At 57.9% G+C, this 24,350-nt stretch carries 25 protein-coding genes; 19 read left to right on the top strand and 6 right to left on the bottom strand.

The features are described from left to right. The 6 genes from AC3B8H_RS05990 to AC3B8H_RS05965 all read left to right on the top strand — a co-directional run. The coding region (locus AC3B8H_RS05990; protein ID WP_488440705.1) for a DUF2309 domain-containing protein at positions 1-2,291 on the top strand (2,291 nt) is incomplete at its 5' end. Beyond that, positions 2,288-3,859 (top strand): proton-conducting transporter transmembrane domain-containing protein, encoded by a 1,572-nt coding sequence (locus tag AC3B8H_RS05985; protein WP_488440704.1) that lies wholly within the window; start codon positions 2,288-2,290, stop codon positions 3,857-3,859. The genes AC3B8H_RS05990 and AC3B8H_RS05985, both read left to right, overlap by 4 nt. Further along, positions 3,856-5,397: a complex I subunit 4 family protein gene (locus AC3B8H_RS05980; protein ID WP_488440703.1), complete on the top strand. Its 1,542-nt coding sequence runs from the start codon at positions 3,856-3,858 to the stop codon at positions 5,395-5,397. The genes AC3B8H_RS05985 and AC3B8H_RS05980 overlap by 4 nt, the downstream gene beginning before the upstream one ends. Beyond that, positions 5,390-6,925, top strand: coding sequence for a complex I subunit 4 family protein (locus AC3B8H_RS05975; protein WP_488440702.1), 1,536 nt, complete (start codon positions 5,390-5,392; stop codon positions 6,923-6,925). The genes AC3B8H_RS05980 and AC3B8H_RS05975 overlap by 8 nt, the downstream gene beginning before the upstream one ends. Positions 6,926-7,102: 177 nt before the next feature. Then, entirely contained in the window at positions 7,103-7,735 is a 633-nt protein-coding gene (can, locus tag AC3B8H_RS05970) for a carbonate dehydratase (RefSeq protein WP_064024003.1), read from the top strand. 31 nt (positions 7,736-7,766) lie between these two features. Then, the gene (locus tag AC3B8H_RS05965; RefSeq protein ID WP_488440701.1) at positions 7,767-9,326 is read left to right on the top strand and encodes a SulP family inorganic anion transporter; all 1,560 of its coding nucleotides are present in this window, start codon (positions 7,767-7,769) and stop codon (positions 9,324-9,326) included. Here AC3B8H_RS05965 and AC3B8H_RS05960 read toward each other — a convergent pair. The 4 genes from AC3B8H_RS05960 to hldE form a co-directional block, all read right to left on the bottom strand. Next, positions 9,315-9,776, bottom strand: coding sequence for a nucleoside deaminase (locus AC3B8H_RS05960; RefSeq protein WP_488440700.1), 462 nt, complete (start codon positions 9,774-9,776; stop codon positions 9,315-9,317). The two genes, AC3B8H_RS05965 and AC3B8H_RS05960, sit on opposite strands and share 12 nt — an antisense overlap. 73 nt (positions 9,777-9,849) lie before the next feature. Next, a complete protein-coding gene (locus tag AC3B8H_RS05955) occupies positions 9,850-10,596 on the bottom strand; it encodes an MgtC/SapB family protein (RefSeq protein ID WP_488440699.1) in 747 nt (248 codons plus the stop codon). 89 nt (positions 10,597-10,685) lie between these two features. Further along, positions 10,686-11,549, bottom strand: a complete 864-nt coding sequence (gene ubiA, locus AC3B8H_RS05950; RefSeq protein WP_488440698.1) for a 4-hydroxybenzoate octaprenyltransferase — start codon at positions 11,547-11,549, stop codon at positions 10,686-10,688. A 94-nt stretch (positions 11,550-11,643) separates the two neighbouring features. After that, entirely contained in the window at positions 11,644-13,074 is a 1,431-nt protein-coding gene (hldE, locus tag AC3B8H_RS05945; protein WP_488440697.1) for a bifunctional D-glycero-beta-D-manno-heptose-7-phosphate kinase/D-glycero-beta-D-manno-heptose 1-phosphate adenylyltransferase HldE, read from the bottom strand. 73 nt (positions 13,075-13,147) lie between these two features. On the opposite strand from hldE, the gene arsC reads away from it, so the two are divergent. The 3 genes from arsC (at position 13,148) to AC3B8H_RS05930 (ending at position 15,000) form a co-directional block, all read left to right on the top strand. Further along, a complete protein-coding gene (gene arsC / locus AC3B8H_RS05940; protein WP_488440696.1) occupies positions 13,148-13,495 on the top strand; it encodes an arsenate reductase (glutaredoxin) in 348 nt (115 codons plus the stop codon). A gap of 10 nt (positions 13,496-13,505) precedes the next feature. Next, a complete protein-coding gene (gene wrbA, locus AC3B8H_RS05935; RefSeq protein ID WP_488440695.1) occupies positions 13,506-14,102 on the top strand; it encodes an NAD(P)H:quinone oxidoreductase in 597 nt (198 codons plus the stop codon). A 64-nt stretch (positions 14,103-14,166) separates the two neighbouring features. Next, positions 14,167-15,000, top strand: coding sequence for a thymidylate synthase (locus AC3B8H_RS05930; protein WP_488440694.1), 834 nt, complete (start codon positions 14,167-14,169; stop codon positions 14,998-15,000). 87 nt (positions 15,001-15,087) lie between these two features. Here the strand turns inward: AC3B8H_RS05930 and smbP are convergent, their stop codons facing one another. Further along, positions 15,088-15,423 (bottom strand): small metal-binding protein SmbP, encoded by a 336-nt coding sequence (gene smbP / locus AC3B8H_RS05925; RefSeq protein ID WP_488440693.1) that lies wholly within the window; start codon positions 15,421-15,423, stop codon positions 15,088-15,090. Positions 15,424-15,522: 99 nt separating this feature from the next. On the opposite strand from smbP, the gene nth reads away from it, so the two are divergent. The 5 genes from nth (at position 15,523) to AC3B8H_RS05900 (ending at position 19,018) form a co-directional block, all read left to right on the top strand. Further along, positions 15,523-16,158 carry an endonuclease III gene (nth, locus tag AC3B8H_RS05920; protein WP_488440692.1) on the top strand — a complete coding sequence of 212 codons (636 nt, stop codon included), beginning with the start codon at positions 15,523-15,525 and terminating at the stop codon, positions 16,156-16,158. Between the two features lie 105 nt (positions 16,159-16,263). After that, positions 16,264-16,815, top strand: coding sequence for a hypothetical protein (locus tag AC3B8H_RS05915; protein WP_488440691.1), 552 nt, complete (start codon positions 16,264-16,266; stop codon positions 16,813-16,815). Positions 16,816-16,844: 29 nt separating this feature from the next. Next, positions 16,845-17,408, top strand: a complete 564-nt coding sequence (locus AC3B8H_RS05910; protein ID WP_488440690.1) for a DedA family protein — start codon at positions 16,845-16,847, stop codon at positions 17,406-17,408. Positions 17,409-17,411: 3 nt separating this feature from the next. Further along, a complete protein-coding gene (locus AC3B8H_RS05905; RefSeq protein WP_488440689.1) occupies positions 17,412-18,263 on the top strand; it encodes an HvfB family MNIO-type RiPP peptide maturase in 852 nt (283 codons plus the stop codon). Continuing rightward, a complete protein-coding gene (locus AC3B8H_RS05900; protein WP_488440688.1) occupies positions 18,263-19,018 on the top strand; it encodes an HvfC family RiPP maturation protein in 756 nt (251 codons plus the stop codon). The genes AC3B8H_RS05905 and AC3B8H_RS05900 overlap by 1 nt, the downstream gene beginning before the upstream one ends. Here AC3B8H_RS05900 and AC3B8H_RS05895 read toward each other — a convergent pair. Further along, a complete protein-coding gene (locus AC3B8H_RS05895; RefSeq protein ID WP_488440687.1) occupies positions 18,999-19,331 on the bottom strand; it encodes an ASCH domain-containing protein in 333 nt (110 codons plus the stop codon). The two genes, AC3B8H_RS05900 and AC3B8H_RS05895, sit on opposite strands and share 20 nt — an antisense overlap. A gap of 226 nt (positions 19,332-19,557) precedes the next feature. On the opposite strand from AC3B8H_RS05895, the gene AC3B8H_RS05890 reads away from it, so the two are divergent. The 5 genes from AC3B8H_RS05890 to AC3B8H_RS05870 form a co-directional block, all read left to right on the top strand. Beyond that, complete coding sequence (locus AC3B8H_RS05890) at positions 19,558-20,688, top strand: methyl-accepting chemotaxis protein (protein ID WP_488440686.1); 1,131 nt, start codon at positions 19,558-19,560, stop codon at positions 20,686-20,688. A gap of 11 nt (positions 20,689-20,699) precedes the next feature. Further along, positions 20,700-21,068 carry a response regulator gene (locus AC3B8H_RS05885; RefSeq protein ID WP_064023983.1) on the top strand — a complete coding sequence of 123 codons (369 nt, stop codon included), beginning with the start codon at positions 20,700-20,702 and terminating at the stop codon, positions 21,066-21,068. A 56-nt stretch (positions 21,069-21,124) separates the two neighbouring features. Continuing rightward, complete coding sequence (locus AC3B8H_RS05880; RefSeq protein WP_488440685.1) at positions 21,125-21,412, top strand: STAS domain-containing protein; 288 nt, start codon at positions 21,125-21,127, stop codon at positions 21,410-21,412. 12 nt (positions 21,413-21,424) lie between these two features. Then, entirely contained in the window at positions 21,425-23,596 is a 2,172-nt protein-coding gene (locus tag AC3B8H_RS05875; protein ID WP_488440684.1) for a chemotaxis protein CheA, read from the top strand. Between the two features lie 146 nt (positions 23,597-23,742). Continuing rightward, positions 23,743-24,350: MCP four helix bundle domain-containing protein (locus tag AC3B8H_RS05870; protein ID WP_488440683.1), on the top strand; the 608-nt coding region annotated here is incomplete at its 3' end.

Below are 24,350 nucleotides of genomic sequence, written 5' to 3'. Positions count from 1 at the left end.
AGCAACTGCAAGCCTTGGCCATACCGGAACAGTGCTGGCCCGGCTATCTGCAACGCTTGGCGTTTGAGCTGCCGGGTTGGTCCGGCCTGATCAACTGGCGGCAGACCCATCCCGGCTACCGGAGCGGCCCTGCCCGGCCGGAACTGGCCGACTATCTGGCCTTGCGCCTGATTCTGGACCGTGCCTTTCTGCAAGCGCAATGCCGGGCCTTGTGGCATTGCGACGCGCGCCACGACAAATTAATGAGTTACTTCGGCAAGCACGCTTACGAGTTTTTCGTGCGCGACGCCTTGTTCGGCGGCGACTTGCCGGAATATCTGGCACAGGCCTGCCAAGCCCAGATCGCCGACGGCGGCCGCGATAAATCGGCCTGGCAGCGGCTGGCGGAGCGGATCTGGACTTGGCAACGCAGCCCGCTGGCGGGCGCCGGCGCCGGTTTGGCGGTTTACGATCACGGCTGGCGCTTGTGGCGAATTTGCCGGGCCTTGGGGTTGAATGCCGCCGAGATCGCGCAATTGAGCAAGGCTCAGTTGTTGCATTGGCTCAGCGTCAACGACGCGTTCGACGCCGACGCCCGGCGCCGGGTTTGGCTGGCTGCCTACGAACGCCACTACCGCGATCAGGTGTTGCAAGCGCTGCACGCCAATCGGCGGCGCGGGCGCTGGGCGCGCCGCGAGCAGCGCCCCGCCGCGCAAATCGTGTTCTGCATGGACGACAGAGAAGAAGGCATCCGCCGCCATCTGGAAGAATTGAATCCGGACATCGAGACCTTGGGCGCGGCCGGATTCTTCGGTGTGCCGATGAATTACCGGGGCCTGGACGACGCGGCCAAGACGCCGTTGTGTCCGGTGGTGGTGGTGCCCGCCCACGACGTCGAGGAACACGCGGCCCCGGCCACCGCGCCGCTCGCGGCGAGCCGGCATAAAGCCGGCGGCCGGCTGGTGCGCCGCCTCGCGGATTTTGTTCACCACCGGCTGCGCCGCGATCCCTGGCTGGCTTATCCGGCGATCAACGCGATAGCGCCGTTGACGCTGGCGGGTCTGGTCGGCAAGACCCTGTTTCCCAGAATTCAGCAAAATCTGTTGGCCGCCGCGGCGAAAACCGTCGCGCCGGACCTGAAGACCCGGCTGAATTTTTCCGCGACCGAACCGACACCGGCCACCCCGGAACAGCCCAGACTGGGGTTTACCGACATCGAACAGGCCGAGCGCGTCGCCGGTTTTTTGCGCAACACCGGCCTGACCTACGGTTTTGCCGAATGGGTGGTGTTGATGGGCCACGGTTCGATGAGCCGCAACAATCCGCACCTGGCCGCCTACGACTGCGGTGCTTGCAGCGGCCGCCACGGCGGGCCGAACGCCCGCTTGTTCGCGGCGATGGCCAACCGCGCCGAAGTGCGGACTTTGTTGGCGGAGCGCGGCATCGTCATCCCGCCCGACACTTACTTCGTCGGCGCCGAGCACAATACCTGCGACGAGGACATCGTTTGGTACGACCTGGACGATTTGCCGGCCGAGCGTCGCTCGGACTGGCGCAATTTGAACGAGCAATTGGGTCATGCCCAACGCATGTCGGCCCACGAACGCTGCCGACGGCTGGCCTCGGCGCCGCGCCGGCCCAAGCCGGCCCAAGCGCTGCGGCATTTTTTGAATCGCGCCGCCGATTTTTCGCAAGCCCGGCCGGAATTGGGCCACGCCACCAACGCGGCCGCTTTCGTCGGCCGGCGCGCGGCCACCCAGGGCGCGTTTTTCGACAGGCGTTTGTTCCTGATTTCCTACGATCCGACCCAGGACCCGAGCGGCCAAATTCTGGAAGGCATCTTGTTGGCGGTCGGCCCGGTCGGTGCCGGCATCAATTTGGAATATTACTTTTCCACGGTCAATAACGAGCGCTTGGGCTGCGGCTCCAAGGTACCGCACAATCCGACCGGTTTCTTCGCGGTGATGGAAGGCGCCGGCAGCGATTTGCGCACCGGCTTGCCCAAACAGATGATCGAAATACACGAGGCGATGCGGCTGCAAATCGTGGTCGAGGCCAAGATCGGCGTGCTGACCGAGATTTACCAGCGGCAGGGCGGCCTGCGGGAATTGATCGGCGGCGGCTGGGTGCATCTGAGCGCCCAGGACCCGGATAGCGGCGAGATTTTCGTGTTCGAGCGCGGCGCCGGTTTCGTGCCGTGGCAGCCCTTGCCGGCCGAATTGCCGATCCGGGAAAACTCGCCGGATTGCTACCGCGACGCCAGCGAACCGGTGCCGCCGATGCTGATCCGGCAACCCGGAGCGGACCGATGAGCGCGCATTGGTTGGCCTTGGTGCCGCTGTTGCCGCTATTGTCCGCGCTGGCGATCGGCGCGCTACAGTTCGGCGGCGCGCTGAGCGGCGACGGCGGCGAAAAGGTCACGGCCCGCTTGGCTTTGCTGGGGATAGGCGCGGCAACGCTGTTGATGTTGGCTCTGGCCTGGAACGCTTGGCCGGCCGGACTGGCCGTGCCCGGTTACGGCGACTGGCTGCGGCTGGGCAAGATCAGCGTCGGCCTGGATTTAGCCGGCGACCGGTTCCGTTTGGCGGTGGCCGGGTTGTTCGGCATATTGCTGTGGGTGGCGCTGCGTTTCTCGGTCAATTACATGCATCGCGAGGCCGGCTTTCACCGCTTTTTTTTCCTGCTGAGTTTGTTCGCGGCGGCAATGTTGTTGCTGGTGCTGGCCGGCAATGCCTTGCTGACCTTCGTCGGCTGGGAACTGGCCGGCTTGTGTTCCTATTTGTTGATCGGCTATGCCTACGACAGGCCAATCGCGACCGGCAACGCGCTGCGGGTATTCGTCACCAATAGGATCGGCGACGCCGGCTTTGTGCTGGCAATCGGCCTGAGTCTGGCTTGGCTGGAAAGCTGCGACTGGCGGGCGATCAACGACGGCGCGGCGGATTTGGAAAAGGGCGACGCGTTGCTGCTGGCGACCTGTTTCGCATTGGCGGCCAGCGTCAAGTCGGCGCAATTTCCATTTACGTTCTGGTTGGGGCGGGCCATGGAAGGGCCGACGCCGTCCAGCGCGATTTTTTACGGCGGGGTGATGACCCACGCCGGGGTGTTTTTGCTGATTCAATTGCAGCCCTTGTTCGAGCAAGCGCCGCAGGCGATGGCCCTGTTGATCGAGGTCGGCGCGTTGACCGCGCTGTACGGCTATTGGGTCGGATTGAGCCAAACCGACATCAAGAGTTCGCAAATTTTCGCGGCGGCGGTGCAATTGGGCTTGATGTTCGTCGAATGCGGGCTGGGCTGGTGGACGCTGGCGTCCTGGCACTTGCTGGCCCACGCGGTGGTGCGCTGCTATTTGCTGCTGTCGGCGCCGTCGATTCTGCAAGCCACCGCCTGCCGGCCGACCGCACCGGTGCCGGCCTGGCTGGCGCGGCGGCGCTGGGCGTTTTTGGTGTCGTTGCAGCGCGGCTGGCTGGAACCGGCGCTGGAGCGGCTGTTCGTCAAGCCGGTACGCCGCTTGTCCGAGGACTTAAGGTATCTGGACGACCACGTCATCGATCCGGCGCTGGGCGCGCCGGCGCCGGCAATACGGGTGATTTCGTCGCTGGCGCAATGGGAAGAGCGCAAGCTCGGCGCCAATCTGGACAGCGACCGCGATAGTTTCGCGTACGGTAGCGGCCTGGCCGGCAAACTGGCGCAATGGAGCGCGGCGCTGCTGGGCTGGTTCGAATATCGCTTCATCTTGCGCGGCATCGGCGGGGACAGCATTCGGTTCGGCCGGCGCTTGGGACGCGCGGCCAACCGCTTCGAGCACTTGCTGTTGAGTCCGCGCTATTTGGCGCTGTTTGTTCTGATTACCTTGATGGTGGCGTTGGGATACCGATGACAACCGATATTGTTTATTGGCAAGCCGCCGCCGCGTTGCCGGTGTTGAGCATTCTGACCCTGTTGCCGCTGCTGACCGCGTTGGCGGTGATGGCGGCACGGCCGCCGTACGCACTGCGCCTGGCATTCGCCGGCGCGTTGCTGAATGTGGCCTTAAGCGTTTACATGCTGTGGGTGTTCGACGCCGAAGCGCCCGGCATTCACTTGGCCGAGAGCGTCGAATGGCTGGGTTTGCATTACCGCACCGGCGTGGACGGTACCAACGTGCTGTTCATTCCGCTGGCGGCCATCCTGGGCTTGTTGGCGCTGATCTACACCTTGATTACCCGTCATCGGGACGACCGTTTGTTCGTCGCCTGCCTGCTGGCTTATCAAGGCATTCTGATCGGCGCGTTCAGCGCGCTGAATACCTTGCAGTTTTGGTTTTGGTGCTTGCTGGAACTGGTGCCGGTGGTGCTGTTGACGGTGTTCGCCGGTACCGGCCGCCAGCGCAACCGGGTCGTCAAGGCCGTGTTGCAATACTGGCTGTCCGGACTGGCGATGAGTCTGATCGGTTTCGTGCTGCTCAGCGGCGGTTTGGCTCAAAACGGCATGGCGCTAAGTTTCGATTGGTTGGCGCTCAAGCATCACGATCTGGCGATTCCCAACGAGACCTTGATCTTCATCCTGCTGTTGTTCGGCTTCGCGGTGCGGATGCCGCTGTTTCCGTTTCACGCTTGGTTACCGCCGCTGGCCGAGCACGGCACCGCCGCCAGCGCGGCGATCTTTCTGCACGGCATGAAGCTGGGCATCTACGCTTTGATCCGCTTCATCTTGCCGCTGGTGCCCGGCGCCGCCGAACAATGGGCGCATTTCGTGCTGACCTTGGGCTTGATCGGGATTTTTTACGGCGCGTTGCTGGCGCTGATGCAGATCAACATGCGCCGGTTGGTGGCCTTCGCGGTGATCAGCCATACCGGCATGCTGGCTATCGGCGTGTTTTCGTTCAACGATTTCGCATTGGAAGGCAGCATTCTGTTGTCGGTGGCCTACGGTCTGGCGACCGCCGGCATGCTGTTCAGTATCGGTCTAATTTACGAACGGACCCGGACTTCGTTTCTACCTCGCCTGGGCGGATTATTCGAGACCAACACCACGCTGGCGCTGCTGTTCATGATCTCGGCGCTGAGCACGATGGTGATGCCCGGCACGCCAGGCTTCGACGCCGCGCATTTACTGATCGAAGGCACGATAGAAGAGCACGGCTGGCTGATCGCGATCGCGATATTGCTGGGCAACGTACTGGCCGCCGCATTTTTGCTGTGGGCCTTTCAGCGCCTGTTTATCGCCCACCCGCGCCGCTGGGTGCAGCCCTACGGCAGTATTCATCATCCGGTCATCAAGGAACGCATCATCGCGCTGGTGATTTGCGGCTTGCTGATCGGCACCGGTTTTTACACGACGCCGTGGTTGAAGTTCATCGATCAGGAAGCCAGCGAAATCGGCGAACACTACCCCGCGCACCATAGCCACCACAAAAATACTCCGCGCCATGAGTAACGGATTTCCGCTGTTATCGCTTTGTCTGTTCTGGCCGCTGTTGGGGACGTTGCCGCTGGCGGCACCGATTGGGCGGACATCGGCCCGACGCTGGGCCTTGGCGGTGGCCGGCTTGGAATTGCTGTTTTGCCTGTGGGCGTTCGCGGCATTTCGGCCCGAGGACGGCGACTTTCAATTGGTCGAGGACCATCCCTGGATACCCGGTTTGAACAGCCGGTTTTTACTGGGCGTGGACGGCATTTCGATCGGTTTTCTGCCGATGACCGCGCTGGTGACCTTGGCGGCCCTGCTGACCGGCTGGAATGCGGTGCAGCGGCTGAACCGGTTTTATCTGGCGCTGCTGTTGGCCTTGGAAAGCGTGACGATAGGCGTGTTTACCGCGCTGGATACCGTGTTGTTTTTTCTGTTTTGGGAACTGACCCTGCCACCGCTGTTTTTTTTGATCGGTTTGTGGGGCGTAGGTCCGCATCGGCGTTACGCGGCGATGAAATACACCTTGTATATGCTCTTCGGCGGCGTGCCGCTGCTGTTTGCGTTCATCATGCTGGCGACCGCAGGCCAGCTCGGCGCGTCACTGGTGTTCGGCTTGCCGGAATTGCTGCGGTCGCCGCTACCGGCCTCGGCGCAGACAGCGGTGTTCGGCTTGCTGTTGCTGGGTTTCGCGGTCAAGGCGCCGCTGTTGCCGTTTCATACCTGGTTGCCGACCGTGGCGATGGAGGCGCCGCCGCAAATCGCCGCGTTGCTGTTGGGTTTGAAACTCGGGGTTTACGGCATCGTGCGTTTCGCGATTCCGTTGGCGCCGGCGGCCGCGTCCGAATACCGCTGGCCGCTGGCGATAGTCGGCGCGGTGACGCTGATCTATGGCGCGCTGGTCGCGCTACGGCAGACCAATTTGCGCCGCCTGCTGGCGTATGCCGGGGTCAGCCACGTCGGCATGGTGATTCTCGGTATCGCCAGCTTTAATCTGCTGGGTTTGCAAGGCGCGCTGATGCAATTGTTGAATTTCGCCAGTGTCGCCGCCAGTTTGATGCTGATCGCCGGCATGTTGCAACAACGGCTGGGCAGCAACGAGGCCTTGCAATTGGGCGGTCTGGCCAAACCCTTGCCGCGCCTGACCGCGTTGTTCTTTGTGTTCGCGTTGTCCTCCATCGGCGTGCCGGGCGGCAACGGCTTTCCGGCCGAATTGTTGATGCTGTTCGGGATTCTGCAAGCCTACCCGGTACTGGCGCTGGTGGCCTTGTTGGGTGCCGTGCTCGGCGCCGCGTATACCCTGGATTTCATCCGCAAGGGCTTTTTCGGGCCGCTAAAAGCGCCGGAGTTGGCCGGATTGCGGGATTTACGCGCCAGGGAGTTTGCCGCGCTGGTGCTGCCGGCTCTGCTGGTGCTGGCGCTCGGTTTGGCGCCGCAGTGGTTGCTGTCCCGCCAGGAAGCCGCGTTGAACGCTTGGTTGGCGCGCGTGAATCCACCGACGCTGAGGTTGGAGCCCGTGATGCGCGTTCCGGCGTCGGCGATCGACCGGTCGATTTAGGCGATGCGGCGGGCGTCGAGAAAAGCAGCGCCCGCCGGTTGATTAAACGGTGAGCTTGGCATATAGTTTTGATTCGATATTAATTGCCGGGAGTTTTCGTCCGCGCCGGCTGATCGACTGAACAAAACTGCCGGTCGAATATCTACCCAACACCCAAAATCGATAAGGATGAGTTTTATGCATACACCCGCGAAGTTACTGTTGGAAAACAAGGCTTGGTCGCAGGAGGTTTCCTCGAAAAATCCGGAGTTTTTCAAGAATCTGGCCAAGGAGCAGAAACCCGAGTTTTTGTGGATCGGTTGCGCCGACAGCCGGGTGCCGGCCGATACCATCGTCAACGCCCAACCCGGCGAAATCTTCGTCCACCGCAATATCGCCAATCAGGTCATCACCACCGATTTCAACTGCCTGAGCGTGCTGCAATACGCGGTGGACGTGCTGAAGGTCAAGCACATCATCGTCTGCGGCCATTACGGTTGCGGCGGCGTCAAGGCGGCGTTACAACCGCAAAGCGCCGGTCTGGTCATCGCCAACAAATGGCTGATGCACATCAAGGATGTTTACCGGCTGCACCAGGAGGAGCTGGACTTTACCGCGCCGGATAAAAAGCTGGACCGCTTGATCGAACTGAACATCGTCGAGCAGGTTTACCGGCTGGCGCATACCTCGATTATCCAGTCCGCCTGGAAACACGGCCATAAGCCGTCGCTGCACGGCTGGGTCTACGGTTTGCACGACGGTTTGATCAGCGAATTGATCAAGCTCGACCACAACACCCAAATCAATCCGATTTACCGTTACGCCGATTGAGCCACCACCGCCTTTAACCAGAGAGACGCGCATGAAATCGCAAATGGATTATTACCTGAAAAATCTCGGCCAGGATGTACCGGCCAGTATCGTGGTATTTCTGGTGGCCCTGCCGCTGTGTCTGGGGATCGCGTTGGCCTCCGGGGCGCCGCTGTTTTCCGGCGTGATCGCCGGCGTGATCGGCGGGGTCGTCGTCGCCTGGGCCAGCGGATCGCAGCTGAGCGTCTCCGGTCCGGCCGCCGGTTTGACCGTGATTGTGTTCAACGCGATCGAAGCGCTGGGCAGCTTTAACGGCTTCTTGTTCAGCTTGGTATTGGCGGGCGGCTTGCAGATGCTGTTGGGTTTTCTGCAAGCCGGCCTGATCGGGGCGTTTTTCCCGGCCGCGGTGATTAAAGGCATGTTGGCGGCGATCGGCCTGATCCTGATTATCAAGCAAACCCCGCATGCCACCGGTTACGACGCCAGCTTCGACGGCGATGAGAGTTACATGCAGGAAACCGCCGAATCCAGTTTCTTCGAGCTGTTGGAAGCCTTGGAAGGCATCTCGTTGGGCGCCACGCTGGTCAGCGGGGTGGCTCTGATCATCCTGGTGATTTGGGATGCGCCGACCATCAAGCGGATAAACTGGCTGCGCTTGGTGCCGGGACCGCTGCTGGCCGTGGTCTGGGGTGTGTTGTTCAACCTGTGGGCGGTTGACAACGCGCCCGATTGGGCGATCAGCGAGCGACACTTGGTCGCGTTGCCAGATCTCGGTAGTTTGGCCAATTTCGTCGGCCAATTGCGTTTTCCGGATTGGAGTTACGCCGCAAATCCCAAGGTGTACAGCGTGGCGGTCACGTTGGCGATAATCGCCAGCCTGGAAACCTTGCTGAGCCTGGAAGCGGTCGACAAGCTGGATCCGCATAAGCGGGTGGCGCCGACCAACCGGGAGTTGAAGGCGCAAGGCTTGGGTAACTTGCTGAGCGGATTGGTCGGCGGCTTGCCGCTGACCGCGGTCATCGTGCGCAGCTCCGCCAATATCAACGCCGGCGGCCAAACCCGCATATCTTGCTTTTTGCATGGTGTGCTGCTGTTGGTCAGCGTGCTGTTTTTCGCCGAGTACTTGAACAAAATTCCGTTGGCCTGCTTGGCGGCGATCCTGCTGCAAACCGGTTTCAAACTGGCCAAGCCGCATTTATTCATCGAGTTCTACCGCAAGGGCTGGAATCAGTTTTTACCCTTCGTCATTACCGTTGCGGCGATATTGCTGACCGATTTGCTGCAAGGCATCGCGATTGGCATGGCCGCCGGTATTTTCTTCGTGTTGCGCGCCAATTTCCACGAAGCGATTACGCTGACCCAACACGGCCAGAACTATTTGCTGCGGATGCACAAGGACGTCTCGTTTTTAAATAAAGCGCTGTTGCGGCAGCACTTGAGCAGCATACCGGACGACAGCGAATTGCTGATCGACGGCACCAAGGCCTTGTTTATCGATCAGGATATACAGGAGGCCATTGCCGACTTCCTGCTGGCCGCCCCGGACCGCAGGGTCTTGGTTGAGTTGCAGGGGTTCAGCGTAGACCATGTCGCGCCGGGTTCAGGACATTGAGCGGTCGGGCGGCAAGCCGATGTCCTCGTACCAGATGGCCGGCGATTGCTCGATAAAGCGGCGCATCAGCGCGATGCATTCGGGGTCGTTGAGTTCGATGGTTTTGACGCCGGCTTCGCGCAGCCAGTCCGGGTGGCCGGCGAAGTTTTCCGATTCGCCGATCACGACGGTGCCGATGTTGAATTGGCGGATCAGGCCGGAGCAGTACCAGCACGGCGCCAACGTGGTGACCAGGATTTTGTCGCGGTAATCGGTCTGGCGGCCGGCCTTGCGAAAGGCGTCGGTTTCGCCGTGCAGCGACGGATCGCCATCCTGCACCCGCCGATTGCGGCCGCTGCCGAGCAGACGGCCGTCGGCGGCAAACAACGCGGCGCCAACCGGCACGCCGCCTTCCTCGAATCCGGCTCTGGCTTCGTTCAGAGCAACGGCCAGTAACTTTAGGTAATTCATCGGCGGCTCCACGGCGAGTTGGGGAAAAGGATGCCGGCAAGTTTAGTTTATTAGGACCCGTCGCGGGCGCGGCTCAGTTGCGGGCAAACGCCACTTTATGGCCCGCCACCAGCGAGCTGGCTTGCAGACCCGCCGACAGTGCCGGGATCGATACCGCCTGACCGGTGGTCGCGATGAACACCAAATGCCATTCGCTATGTTCGCCGTCGGAGACGATGGCGGTTGCGCCGTCGGCGATTCGGTAGCCCAGGCCGGCCGCCAGATCCCGAACATCCTGTTCGTTCGGCGTCTGGCCGGGACGGAAGGTCAGTTGCACCGCCGCGGAGTGCCGCGACGGCAGAATATTTTCGATAAGCCCGCCCCAAATCATCGTCACCGATGCGATCAGGGTCAGCAGGATGGCGGCAAAGTAAAAGCCGGAGCCGCACAAGATGCCGATTGCCGACGAGGCCCAAATCGACGCCGCAGTGGTCAGGCCGCTGATGTTCAAGCCTTCCTTCATGATCACGCCGGCACCCAGAAAGCCGATGCCGGTAACGATGCCTTGTATCACCCTGGTGGGGTCGGCGGCCGGCGTCAACGGTTGCAAGCCGCCGAACCAGTGATGCGGATAGCCGACGATGATGGTCAAGGCCGCCGATGCCATGCACACCAATCCGTAGGTCCGCATCCCGGCCGCGCGGCCGTGAAACGAGCGTTCGTAACCGACCACCATGCCCAGCAACAACGCGCCGACGATGTTCATCAGGATCACGACGTTGACTTCGATTTGCGGCGTGGACCAGTACGAAAGCAGAATGTCGGGCGAGATCGGGTTCATTGGAAGTCTGGAGTACCGGAACGTTGAGTTTCGAAAATTAACCATCGGCCGGGCGGAGCCGAAGCGAGACAGCCGTCACTTCGCCAGGCTTACACCAGATAGGCCAAAACCAATCCGGCAAATACCGCCAGTCCAAACCAATTATTATTCAAAAACGCCTTGAAGCAGTCCGGCTTGTGAAAATAAAAAATCAGTGTTTGTTGGTAAACCGCCAGGCCGGCGGCTATCGTTAGGCCGGCAAAGTAGGGCCAAGCCAGGTTTTGGTCGCTGCCTATCCAAGTTAGTAGAGTCAAGATGACGATTTGCAAGCCGCCTGTAATCTCCCTCACCCGCTTGCCGAACAGAATGGCGGTGGATTTGACGCCGATTTTCAAATCGTCGTCTATGTCGACCATCGCGTACATCGTGTCGTACACCAAGGCCCACAGCAGCACCGCCAGATACAAAACCCAACCGACGGTGGGAATGTCGTTGGTTTGCGCCGCGAACGCCATCGGCACCGCAAAGCCGAACGCCGCGCCCAGATAAGCCTGCGGCAGATGGGTGAAGCGCTTCATGAACGGATAGCTGGCCGCCAGAAACGCGCCGATGAACGACAGACCGATGGTGTACCAATTCATCAGCAACACCAATCCAAACGCCGTTAGACACAGCACCGCAAACACGAGCAATGCTTCCTTCGGGGTTACCTTGCCAGCCGCAATCGGCCGCAGCTTGGTCCGGTCGACATGCGGATCGAAATCCTTGTCGGCATAATCGTTGATCACGCAGCCGGCGGCACGCATCAACACCACGCCCAGCGTAAACACGATCAACACCAATCCATCCGGCTTGCCGTCGCCGGCTATCCACAAGGCCCACAGCGTCGGCCACAGCAAGATAAAAATACCGATGGGTTTATCGAAACGGGCCAGGAGGTAGTATTGGTGGAGGCGGTCGGTTAAGTTGCTCATCTAAGGTCGGCTGATGTTTTGGTGAGTTGGTTGTTTAATTTCTGGTATGCGAACTCGCACCGAATTGATTCGCATACATCCTTTGCACTTCGCATTAGCCCTGTGTTTTGTCCCTAATCGTCTGAATAATCCCCGTCGTCGAATGCCCTTCGATAAACGACAAAATCTTCACCGCGCCGCCGTTAGCCAGCACGCTTTCGTGGCCGGCGATGCTGGTGATGTCGGTGTAGTCGCCGCCTTTGACCAGTATGTCGGGCAGTAGTTGATCGATCACTTCTTTCGGGGTGTCTTGCTCGAATTCCACCACCCAATCCACGCATTCCAGCGCCGCCAGCATTTCCATCCGGTGATCTAGTTTGTTGACGGGGCGCTCCGGGCCTTTCAAACGTTGCACCGAGGCGTCGCTGTTGACCAACACCACCAAGCGGTCGCCCAGGGTTTTGGCTTGTTGCAAATAACGGACGTGGCCGGGATGGAGGATGTCGAAGCAGCCGTTGGTGGCGACGATTTTTTCGCCGTTTTGCCGCGCCGCCGACCTCTCTTGCAGCAGCGCCGTCAGACTGAGCAAGCCTTTTTGGTGGGCGCGCGGGCCGTGCAGTGCGTCGGCCAATTCCGAAGTATTAACGGTGGCGGTGCCCAGTTTACCGACCACGATGCCGGCGCCGATATTGGCCAGTTGCGTGGCCTCGGCCAACGGTTTTTTGGCGGCCAGGCTCGCGGCCAATACCGAGATGACGGTATCGCCGGCGCCGGTCACGTCGAACACCTCGCGGGCGTGGGTCGGCAGGTGCAGCGGCGCTTCGTTGGCGCTTAACAAGCTCATGCCGTGTTCGCCGCGGGTAACCAATAGCGCATCCAGGCCCAGGTCCGCGATCAGATTGAGGCCGCGCTCGACGATTTGGGTTTCGTCGGCGCAACGGCCGACCACGGCTTCGAATTCGCCAAGGTTGGGGGTCAGCAACGTCGCATTGCGATAGATCGAGAAATCGCTGCCTTTCGGATCGACCAAGACCGGTTTCTTGAGCTGTCTGGCCAACGCAATGAATGGCTGAACCCGGTTTAGCGTGCCCTTGCCGTAGTCGGACAGTACCGCGACCTGCGATTGCATCAATTCGGCGTGGTAAAGATGCAGCAAGGGGTCGCTATCGACGGCGTGAAAGCCGTCTTCGAAGTCGAGTCTGATCAATTGTTGATGGCGGCTCATCACCCGCAGTTTGGTGATGGTCGGGTAACCGGGTACGGCTTGAAACAGGCATAGCACGTTGGCGGCTTGCAGCAATTGCTTTAACCCGCCGGCGGCTTCGTCCTCGCCGGTAAAACCCAGTAACGACACCTTGGCACCCAGCGCGGCGACGTTTAAGGCCACGTTGCCGGCGCCACCGGCCCGCTGTTCGTCGAGATTGACGTGGACCACCGGTACCGGGGCTTCCGGTGAAATGCGCGAGGTGGCGCCATGCCAGTAACGGTCCAGCATCAGGTCGCCCGCCACCAGGACGCGGGCGGCGGAATAATTGGGTAATTGCATGGTGATCCGGGGCTTAACGGGAAAACGAAGGGTGCTATTATAGCCGCAACCCGATCTCGGAAAGGTGCCAAGCATGAGCGTCAAGATTTACCATAACCCGCGTTGCGGCAAGTCCCGCGACACCTTGAAATTGTTGGAATCCAAAGGGATTGCCCCGGATGTCGTCGAATATTTGAAGACGCCGCCGACGGCCGCCGAGTTACGCGATATTCTCGGCAAGCTGGGTATCAAGCCGCGCGATTTGATGCGGACCAAGGAGCCGGAATATAAAGACAACGGTCTGGGCGACCCTTCGTTGAGCGACGAAGCCTTGATCGAGGCGATGGTGCGCATTCCGAAATTGATCGAGCGGCCTATCGTTTTGAAAGACGGCAAGGCGGCGGTCGGCCGGCCGCCGGAAGCGGTATTGGCGATTTTGTAGCGGCGGCGTGATGGCGAATATCCTGGTGTTGTATTACAGCCGCGACGGCGGTACCGCGGCAATGGCTCGGCAGATTGCCCGCGGCATCGAGTCGGTGGCCGGCGCGGAAGCCGTGTTGCGCACGGTGCCGGAAGTCTCGGCGGTATGCGAAAAAATCGCCGACAGTATCCCCGACAGCGGCGCGCCTTATGCGACCCAACAAGATTTGGAGACCTGCGACGGTCTGGCACTGGGTAGTCCGACCCATTTCGGCAATATGGCGGCGGCACTCAAATATTTTTGGGACGGCACGACCGCGCTTTGGTTTACCGGGGCATTGTCCGGCAAGCCGGCCGGGGTGTTTACCTCGACCGGCAGTATGCACGGCGGTCAGGAAAGCACCTTGTTGTCGATGATGTTGCCGTTGATGCACCACGGCATGTTGGTGATGAGCATGCCGTGTAACGAAATCGCGTTGCGTGAGACCGTCAGCGGCGGCACGCCCTACGGGCCGAGTCGTTGCGGCGATAGCGACAACGGTTTGACCGAGCACGAAAAGCGCTTGTGCTGGGTGCTGGGCGAGCGGCTGGCAAGGACGGCGGTGGCGGTCAAAAGCCTAAACGCTTGAAGGTTGCCGCTAGCGGATGGCCGGCAGTCAGGTATACTGCCCGGCAATTTTGCGTTAACCGACTATGAAAGCCTATCTGGAACTGCTTGCCGATATCATGGATAACGGCCTCGATAAAAGCGATCGCACCGGCACCGGTACCCGCTCGGTGTTCGGGCGGCAGATCCGCTACGATCTCAACGATGGTTTCCCGTTGTTGACCACCAAGAAACTGCATTTCAAATCGATTGCCTACGAACTGCTGTGGTTTTTGCGCGGGGATACCAATATCCGCTACTTGCGCGAGCACGGCGTGACGATTTGGGACGAATGGGCGACCGCCGAGGGCGAACTCGGGCCGGTTTACGGCGCGCAATGGCGGCGTTGGCCTGGACCGGATGGTCGCGAATTCGATCAAATTCAGGTGTTGGTCGATGGTTTGCGGCAAAAACCGGATTCGCGCCGACACATCGTCAGCGGCTGGAATGTGGCGTGCTTGCCGGATGAGTCGGTCGGTCCGCGCGAGAATGCCGCTGCCGGCCGCATGGCCTTGCCGCCCTGCCATGTGCTCTACCAGTTTTATGTCGCTAACGGCCGCTTGTCGTGCATGATGACGCAACGCAGCGCAGATTGCTTTTTGGGCGTGCCGTACAATCAGGCCAGCGTGGCGTTGTTGACCGGGATGCTGGCTCAGCAGTGCGATTTGCAGCTCGGTGAATTAATCATGTCGTTCGGTGACGTGCATATTTATCGCAATCATTTCGAACAGGTGGCATTGCAACTTGGCCGTGAACCGCTGCCGCCGCCCCGGCTTCAGTTTAAACGCCGGCCGCCCTCGATTTTCGATTACACGTTCGAGGACTTCGAGTTGGTTGGTTACCGGGCGCACGCGCATATTGCCGGCGCCGTATCGGTTTAGTGGCGAAGCCCCGGCCGCGTTGGGCCGGGGTGTTTGGCGAGATGCTAAACGGCGGACATGGCCGCCTTTGATTTGCTTGGTAGTCGTTTATTTGTTGCCGGCCTTGATGTGCTCGACCGCTTCCTCGGCGGCCTTGGTTGCCAGATCGGTGTGGCCCAGTTTGCCGTGTTCGATGGCACTTTCCAGCGACTTGACGCCGGCGCTTAAGTGGGTTTTGGCCTCGCCCTTGGCGACTTCCTCGCCTTTTTTCGCGTGCGGCAGCGCGGCTTCGGCATGCTCGACCAGGACGGGCGCGTGGCCGGCCTTGCCGTGGACCACTGCTTGGTTGGCGTGTTCCAAAGCCGTCGCGGCATGCTCTTCGGCGAAGGCGCCGGTCGCGGCGAACAATAGGGTGCTGATGGCTAACGTGATTTTTTTATTCATAAATCCCCCGAAAGTAGTTCCAATGCATCCGAACTGGATGCCTAGCAGTGACTCTCTAGGTTGCCGAATGGTTCATATTTAAATCGATCTTCAATTGTCATGAATACTTCCAAACGTCTGGCGATTTTTCAGCGCCTGGCCGAAGCCATCCCCGAGCCGACTACCGAACTCCATTACACGACGCCGTTCGAACTACTGGTGGCGGTCGTGCTGTCGGCTCAGGCGACCGACAAAGGCGTCAACAAGGCTACCGCGAAGTTGTTTCCGGTGGCGAACACGCCGCAAGCGATCCTGGCGCTGGGCGAAGAGGGATTGAAGGAGCACATCAAGACCATAGGCTTATTTAACAGTAAGGCGGCAAATGTCATAAAACTTTGTCAGGCTTTGATCGAACAGCACGGCGGCGAGGTGCCTCGCGACCGGGCGGCGCTGGAAGCCTTGGCCGGCGTCGGCCGCAAAACCGCGAACGTGATTTTGAACACGGCTTTTGGCGAAGCGACGATCGCGGTGGATACCCACATCTTCCGGGTTGCCAATCGGACCGGCTTGGCGGCGGGCAAAAACGTATTAACGGTGGAAAAGCAATTGGACAAGACCGTGCCCAAGCTTTTCAAGAAAGATGCCCATCATTTGCTGATCCTGCATGGCCGTTACATTTGCGTGGCCAGAAAACCGCGTTGCGAGGCTTGTTGCATCGCCGACCTGTGCGAATTTAAAGACAAGAATTTAACCTGAGTATGCAATAATCAGGATGAACGAATACGGTTGCACATCGGTCGTAGCAACGGTTTCGGGTTGCCGACCAAAATTATTATAAAAATTCAATGAGAGGATAACAGCATGAAAAAATTCAATAAATCTCCGCTGGCCGCCGCGGTGGGTACCGCCGTTTTGTCCAGTCTGGCCGTCAACGTCCAAGCCAATACCAACCCTTTTTCGCTGACGGAATTGGACGGCGGTTACATGCAGGTGGCCGAAACTCATCCTAGCCATTCCAACGGCAGAATCAGCGAAGGCGCCTGCGGTTCCAATGCGATGGATAGCAACGGTAAAAAAGTCGTTAAGGGCGCTAAAAAAGCCGAGTCTAAAAAAACCGAGGGTTCCTGCGGCGAAGGTATGTGCGGCGCGATGATGCAGGGTGGCAAAATGAAACCCGGCATGGAGCATGCCTGCGGTGCCATGATGAAAGGCAAGGACGGCGCGTGCGGCATGATGATGGGAAGCATGAATCATGACAATGACAATGACAAGGATAAGAAATCGTCCGAAGGCGGCTGCGGCGCGATGATGCAAGGCGGTAAGGGTGGCGAAGGTGCTTGCGGCGCGATGATGAAGGGCGGCGAAGGTAGTTGTGGCGGTAAAGTGGACGCCGACAAAGCGGCCGGACATTAATTTCCGCTATGACCGTATAGACCCAAATTATGGATTTTCAGGATTTACAGCAGCTCGTTATCGATTACGGTTATCTCGCGCTATTCATCGGTACGTATTTGGAAGGGGAAACCATTCTGGTGATAGCCGGCTTTCTGGCTCACAGTGGTTATTTGGAGTTGCAATGGGTGATGCTGACGGCTTTTCTCGGCACGTTTGCCGGAGATCAGACCTTCTTCTATCTGGGGCGGTGGAAAGGCATTGCTTTTCTGGAGAAGCGGCCGCTCTGGCATAGTAAGACCGACAAGGTGTTCGAGTTGTTGCACAAGCATCAGATACCGGTGATATTGGGGTTCCGGTTTTTATACGGCGTGCGTAACGTCACGCCGTTTGTGATCGGGGCCAGTAGGATCCATCCGTTGAAGTTCTTTGCGCTAAATTTTTTGGGCGCGGCGATCTGGGCGATTGCGGTTGGGTACTTAGGCTACACCTTTGGTCAGTTTGCCGAATCCATCATGGGCCAAGTCAAAAAATACGAAATGTATATTCTGGGCGTGCTGGTGGCGATTGGTTTGGCGCTGTTTTGGCGATCCACGCATAAGCCGGAGGAATAAGGTATGGGCAGCGTTCGCGATCTCGTGCATGGCGCCGGCCTGGGATTGCGGCGCGGCTTTATCGGTGAAATTCTGGCCGCACCGCCGGCCAACGTCGGTTTTTATGAAGTGGCGCCGGAAAACTGGATGCCGATCGGCGGTAAGTACGGCAAGCAATTTCGTGCGCTGACCGAGCGCTACCCTTTTGTATGCCACGGTTTATCGCTGTCAATCGGTAGTAGCGATCCGCTGGACGAGCAGTTCGTTCGCGACTTGAAAGGGTTTTTGCGTCAACACGGCATCAAGTTTTACAGCGAGCATTTGAGTTACTGCAGCGATGGCGGCCACTTGTACGACCTGATGCCGATGCCGTTTACCGAAGGCGCGGTCCGGCACGTCGCGGCGCGGATTCGCCGGGTCCAGGATATTCTTGAGCAGCGTATCGCCATCGAAAATATCTCCTACTACGCCGCGCCGGGCCAGGAAATGGCCGAGATCGACTTCTTCAACGCAGTGGTCGCCGAGGCCGATTGCGACGTATTGATCGACATCAACAATATCTACGTCAACAGCGTGAACCACGGATACGACCCCGAGGCTTTTTTGCGAGCGATGCCGTCCGAACGGATCGCTTATGCCCACATCGCCGGGCATTTTGTGGAAGCCGAGGATTTCCTGGTCGATACCCACGGTGCCCCGGTGGTCGATCCGGTTTGGGCCTTATTGGACAAGGCCTATCAGTGGTTCGGCGTATTTCCGACCTTGCTGGAGCGCGATTTCAATCTGCCGCCGTTGGCCGAGTTGTTACGGGAGGTAGATACGATCCGCGAAATCCAACAACATTGGCTGGCGGATAGCCGCAAGCAGGTTGCCTGATGGCGGTCGACTTTTCGACCACTCAACGCGAATTTGCCGGCTACATTCGCGCGCCCTTTGAAAATCGTTCGCCGGCTGACGTCGATCCGGTCAGGATGGTCATGTATCGCGAATTGTTTTTCAACAATATCGATAGCTTCTTGGCGAGCAACTTCCCGGTTTTGAAAAACCTGCTGACCGACGAGCAATGGCGGGAGATGGCCGAGGATTTTTACGTCCGCCATTCGTGCCGAACGCCGTACTTTTCGCAAATCGCCGAAGAGTTTCTCGATTATCTGCAAAACGAACGGGATAACCCGGCCGATTATCCTTTTCTACTGGAGCTGGCGCATTACGAATGGGTGGAGATGGCACTGTCGATCGCCCAAGAGCAAGCAACGATTGGGGATGCCGACTTTATCGCCGATCCGCTGAATCGAGTCGTCCGCCTGTCGCCGCTGGCTTGGCCCCTGCTTTACCGCTTCCCGGTACAAACCATTTCCCCGGACGTACTGCCGGAAGCGCCGGACGATCAGCCGACTTGCTTGATTGTGTACCGCGATCTCGACGACGACGTGCATTTTCTGAAAACCACGCCGTTAACGATTCGAGCGCTTCAAGTCTTGGAAGAGCACGGCGCGATGTCCGGCCGTGCTTGTTTGGAACGGCTCGGCACGGAATTCCAGCAGCTCGAGCTTGTTGCCGTTTTTGAATTTGGCGCTCGGATGTTGACCGAACTCGCCGAGAAAGGCATCGTCATTCCGGGCGACGGCTAAAGCGGTGAACCCACACCAAGCTGTCCTCGTTCCACTGCATGCCGGCGTGCATGCTTAAAATCACATTTTTGTAGCTTGCCAAATCCGGATAGCCCTCGGCTTCAGCGTCGGCATCGGTCATGTCGCCGAGGCGTTGCCGATCCACGCCGGTAATCTCGAACTCGACCTCTTCCAATACAAATCTCTCGCCGGGATAGGCATACAGGCCGTCTCGGCGTTGCTGTGACTTATAGCCGGCCAACGTAGCGGCGATCAATTTTGGGTGACGGATCAATTTATCGATCGAACAGGTTTTTTCTGGCAAATCATTCATATTGGAAGGTTTGTCGGATTGGGGAGGATGGATTCTAGAGAATTTGGTTATTGTTTCACAGCAATAAAAAATATCCGGGGGCTCGTAGCTCAAAATTTCAAATATCACAGTTCTTCCACAAAGTTCCTGCTGGCAATGCGATAGCCATGACAAATTATTCTTTTCGGCATGGTTCTGAAGGTAATTGCTGTCTATACTTTTTTCAGGGTTGTCGCCGCAAGCGTAGGTGAGATGCGGTATCAACGGGTCCGTCGAAATAGGGGAGGTCCGGCAAGTGCCTATCTATCTGATTGCAATTTTAGTGGCAGTGGTACTTATTGTCGGTGTAATGCTTGGTGTTAGGGTCGGCTATCAGCGACTGTTGCGGGAGCAGCGCAACATGCCCCCTCCTCCACCGGCATTGCCGTTGACCGAGGTTGAGAAGTACGCCAATGGGATCGAACGTTTCGCTACCGAAGTCACGCCGATCTGGTCCGCGCATATCGAATCCTCGCGCCAGCAAATGGAGCAGGCCGTTTCTGAGTTGACGATGCGCTTCGGTGGCATCATTCGGAATCTGGATGCTGCGCTCAGCGCGTCATCGGCAACGTTACGGAGTGGTGATCAAGACATATTCGGCTCTAGCCATGCGCGTTTGCAGCAAGTCGTTCAAGCGCTAGATGCCGCATTGCAAGAGAATGTCGTGGTATTGGAAAGGATCCGGTCTCTCAGCGGCTTCGTCGGTGAACTGAAGAACATGGCCAAGGAAGTGGCCAGAATTGCGGAGCAGACCAATTTGATTGCATTAAACGCGGCAATTGAAGCCGCGCGGGCTGGGGAAGCGGGACGGGGGTTTGCGGTGGTCGCCGACGAAGTCCGCAAGTTGTCCAATCAGTCCGGCGAGACAGGTAAACTGATCGGCGCCAAGGTCGATCAGGTCAGTACCGCGATTCACGGGACGTTGAACGCGGTCGAAAAAAGTACCGAAAAAGAAGCGGCTGTTGTCGCGACCTCCAGCGAAAACATCAGGACCGTATTAGCCGGTCTCCAACAAGCGTTCGAAAATTTGCAGAATAACGCGGTCAATTTGAATCGATCCGCGCAAACGATTAAGCAGGAAATTGATGGCTCGATTGTGCAGTTTCAATTTCAGGACAGAATTGGCCAAGTACTAGTCCATGTGCGCGATAGCATCAACGATTTTCCGCGTCAGGTTCAACTGAGTCACGCAGGCGGCACCTTGTCGTTAAAGCCGCTGGTGGCCGACGAAATCTTGCATGCGCTGACGAGCAGCTACACTATGGAGTCCGAGCACCTGCACCACGGTGCCGGCTCGCCGGTAAATGAACATCACGCTTCCGAAATCACTTTCTTCTAAGGTAACGACCTATGGCAAAAACTATTTTAATCGTTGATGACTCCGCTTCCGTTCGACAAGTAGTCGCAATCGCTCTGAAGGGCGCCGGATATGACGTCATCGAGGCTGTGGATGGCAAGGATGGCTTGAGCAAGTTGAACGGTCAAAAGATTCATCTGATTATTTCCGACGTCAACATGCCGAATATGGACGGCATTACCTTCGTCAAGGAACTCAAGCAATTAGCGGCTTACAAGTTTACGCCGGTGATCATGCTGACCACCGAGTCGCAAGAGTCCAAGAAGCAGGAAGGTCAGGCCGCCGGCGCAAAAGCTTGGGTGGTAAAACCGTTTCAACCGGCGCAAATGTTGGCGGCTGTTTCCAAATTGATATTGCCCTGATCCGAATGTCGGCATCCGGCCGCGCGACTGATCGGTTAGAACGGAGGTAACTCGCAATGAAAACGCTCACGATAGACGATGAATTGACCATCTTTACCGCCGCCGATCAAAAGCGGAATTTGCTCAATTTCCTAGGCACTGGCGACGATCTGGAAATTAACCTGTCGCAAGTTGCGGAAATGGATACGGCGGGCCTGCAATTATTGATCTTGTCCAAGCGCGAGGCGGGTATGGCCGGGAAGCAGTTGAGGTTTGTCATGCACAGCAAGGCGGTCTTGGATATTTTGGAACTGGCTAATCTGACGACCGCATTCGGCGATCAAGTCGTCCTGGCACAAAACTAAGAGGTGGGACCGATGAGTATCGATGACGAAATGAAGCAAGCCTTGGTGACGTTCACCATCGAAAGTTTGGAGTTGTTGCAGGACATGGAGGATTGCCTGCTGACGATCGAAAACGGTGAAGATCAGACCGAACGCATCAACGCCATCTTTCGAGCCGCGCACACGATAAAAGGCTCGTCGGGTTTGTTTGGCTTGGACCACATCGTCCGTTTCACTCATGTGGTCGAGAGTGTGTTGGACGCTTTGCGCGATGGTATTTTAGAGGTTACGCCGGAATTGGTTGCCATCTTGTTGCCGTGTTGCGATCAAATTGCGCTGCTGATTCGGGCGGTTGCCGACGGCAATACCGACGAAGATCCTGACCTAACGGCGGCGGGCGACGAGCTGTTAGCCAAATTGCGCCCCTTCTTGGAACAGCCTGATTCGGCTAAAGACGTGGCGGTTGCCGGCCCCGATCATTTGGAGACTATGGGGGGCGGAGGTGTTATCGAGAGCGGCAATTGGCACATTTCCTTGCGTTTCGGTTCAGATAGCCTGCGGAACGGCATGGACCCGCTGTCTTTCATTCGTTATTTATCCACCTTGGGAACCTTGGTCAATCTAACCACGATCAGCGAAACGATCCCGCCGGCGGAGCAGATGGATCCCGAGACCAATTATTTGGGGTTTGAAATCGACATTAAAAGCGACGCCGGCAAGGAAGCGTTGGAGAATGTTTTCGAGTTCGTGCGCGAGGATAGCTTGATTCACATTCTGCCGCTGGAAAGCGCGATAGGCGAATACATCGAGTTGATTCGCGCGTTGCCGGAAGACGATACCTATTTGGGCGAACTTCTGGTGAAAAGCGGCGTACTCACGCGCCGGGAACTTGAGGAAGGCTTGAACCAACAACAGGCCGCTGCCGAGCCGGCCAAATCCGGTCAGCCTATCGGTGAAATTTTAGTTGAACAACAATCTGTCCAGCAACCGTTGGTGAATGCCGCGCTGGAGAAACAAAAGCAAATTAAAGACAACAAGGCCAGAGAAAACCAGAGTATCCGTGTCGATGCGGATCGTTTGGACAAGCTGATCGATTTAATCGGTGAATTAGTGATATCCAGCGCCGGTGTCAACCTGCGGGCTTCGCAGACCGCGCAGACCGCATTGCTGGAAGCGACCGGGGAGATGATGCGTCTGGTCGAAGAAGTCAGGGACAGTGCGTTGCAACTGCGCATGGTGCCAATAGGTACCACTTTCAGCCGCTTTCAGCGCGTGGTTCGTGACGTCAGCAAGGAACTGGGGAAGGACATTACCTTGGCGATTTCCGGCGGAGAGACCGAGGTGGACAAATCGGTGGTCGAAAAAATCGGTGATCCGTTGATGCATCTGGTCCGCAACGCAATGGATCACGGTATCGAGTCGGCTGAAGTCCGTTACGAGAAGGGCAAGCCGGCCCAAGGGACTCTGCGGCTCAACGCCTATCACGAATCGGGTGTGATTGTCATAGAAGTGCAGGACGATGGCGGCGGTTTGAATCGGGAGCGGATCTTGGCGAAGGCCATCGAAAAAGGTTTAGTTCAGCCCGACGCCAAGCTGACCGATCAGGAGGTTTACGCGTTGATTTTCGAACCCGGCTTTTCAACGGCGCAGCAAATATCCAATCTGTCCGGACGCGGAGTTGGCATGGACGTGGTCAAGCGCAACGTCACCGATTTACGCGGGTCGATAGAAGTCGATAGCGCGCAGAACGTTGGTACCACCGTGCGCATCCGTTTGCCGTTGACGTTGGCGATTATCGACGGATTCTTGGTTGGCGTCGGCAAGGCATCCTTTGTGATTCCGCTCGACCGGGTGGTCGAGTGCGTCGAGCTTAGCCACGACGATGACGAGCACGACTACATGGATTTGCGCGGTGAAGTCTTGCCGTTCATTCGTTTGAAGAAATTATTCGGCGTACCCGGCGAATCCGCTCGACGAGCCAACGTGGTGGTGGTTGAGGTAGCCGGTACGAAGACCGGACTGGTCGTCGATCGCTTAATGGGGGAGTTTCAAACAGTCATTAAACCACTGGGTAAGCTGTTCGGCCACGTTCAAGGATTGGGCGGTTCTACAATCCTCGGGAGTGGCGAAGTGGCCTTGATACTGGATATTCCGGTTTTGGTTGGCGCCTTTGAACAGTACATGGTGCGCGGGTTTACCGCGTAATACTAGATTTGCAGGGATGAATGTTGGTTGGGCTCGTTACGATGATGTCGGCGTGACAATGTCGTTTGTCCGGTCGCCCAAGGTTTACGAATATTTATCCCGTGGAAAGTACAAACGAAAGTTTCCGTGGGCATGGGGTTGAAAAAATGACGATTAAACAACGCATGATGTTTTTGGTTTTAACGGCGGTTTTGGGTTTGGGAGGGCTGGCTGGATTTAATTATGTGCAGATAGGTCGAGTCTATACCGCGGCCAATTTCAACACGGTGAATACTTTGCCGAGCGTGTTGATTCTTAACGATATCAGTTTCGAACTGGCGAAAATGCGCGCGCAAGTCTGGCAGCACCTGCTGCAAAGCGAGCCGGCGGCAATGGACGAACTCGAGCGCGGCTTTGCCGAGAGCGATAACAAAATCGACAATTTAATTAAAGATTACGAACCGCTATTGGCCGACGACGAGGATAAAAAACGCCTTGATGCCGATAAAGCCGGATTGGCCGAATATGGGAAATTGTGGGACAAGGTGCACGAATTGTCTCGTGCCGGTCAAAAGTTGGAAGCCAAGAATCTGATTCTTGCCAATCAAACCTTGATTAATCAGACCATAAATAATTTTAGAAGCCACAGCGAATACAACGCCAACTTAGGTAAAAGTTCGTCTGCGTCAGCGGAAGAGATACGTGCTACTGCCGTGTCTCTGTCCGGCTTGATCGCTTTGTTGGCGATCTCGATTATCGGAGCGATTGGCTGGCT

The organism is Methylomonas sp. BG-2, assembly GCF_057766305.1.
The sequence above is the reverse complement of the archived record's forward strand: the minus strand, read 5'-3'. Positions and strand labels throughout refer to the sequence as shown.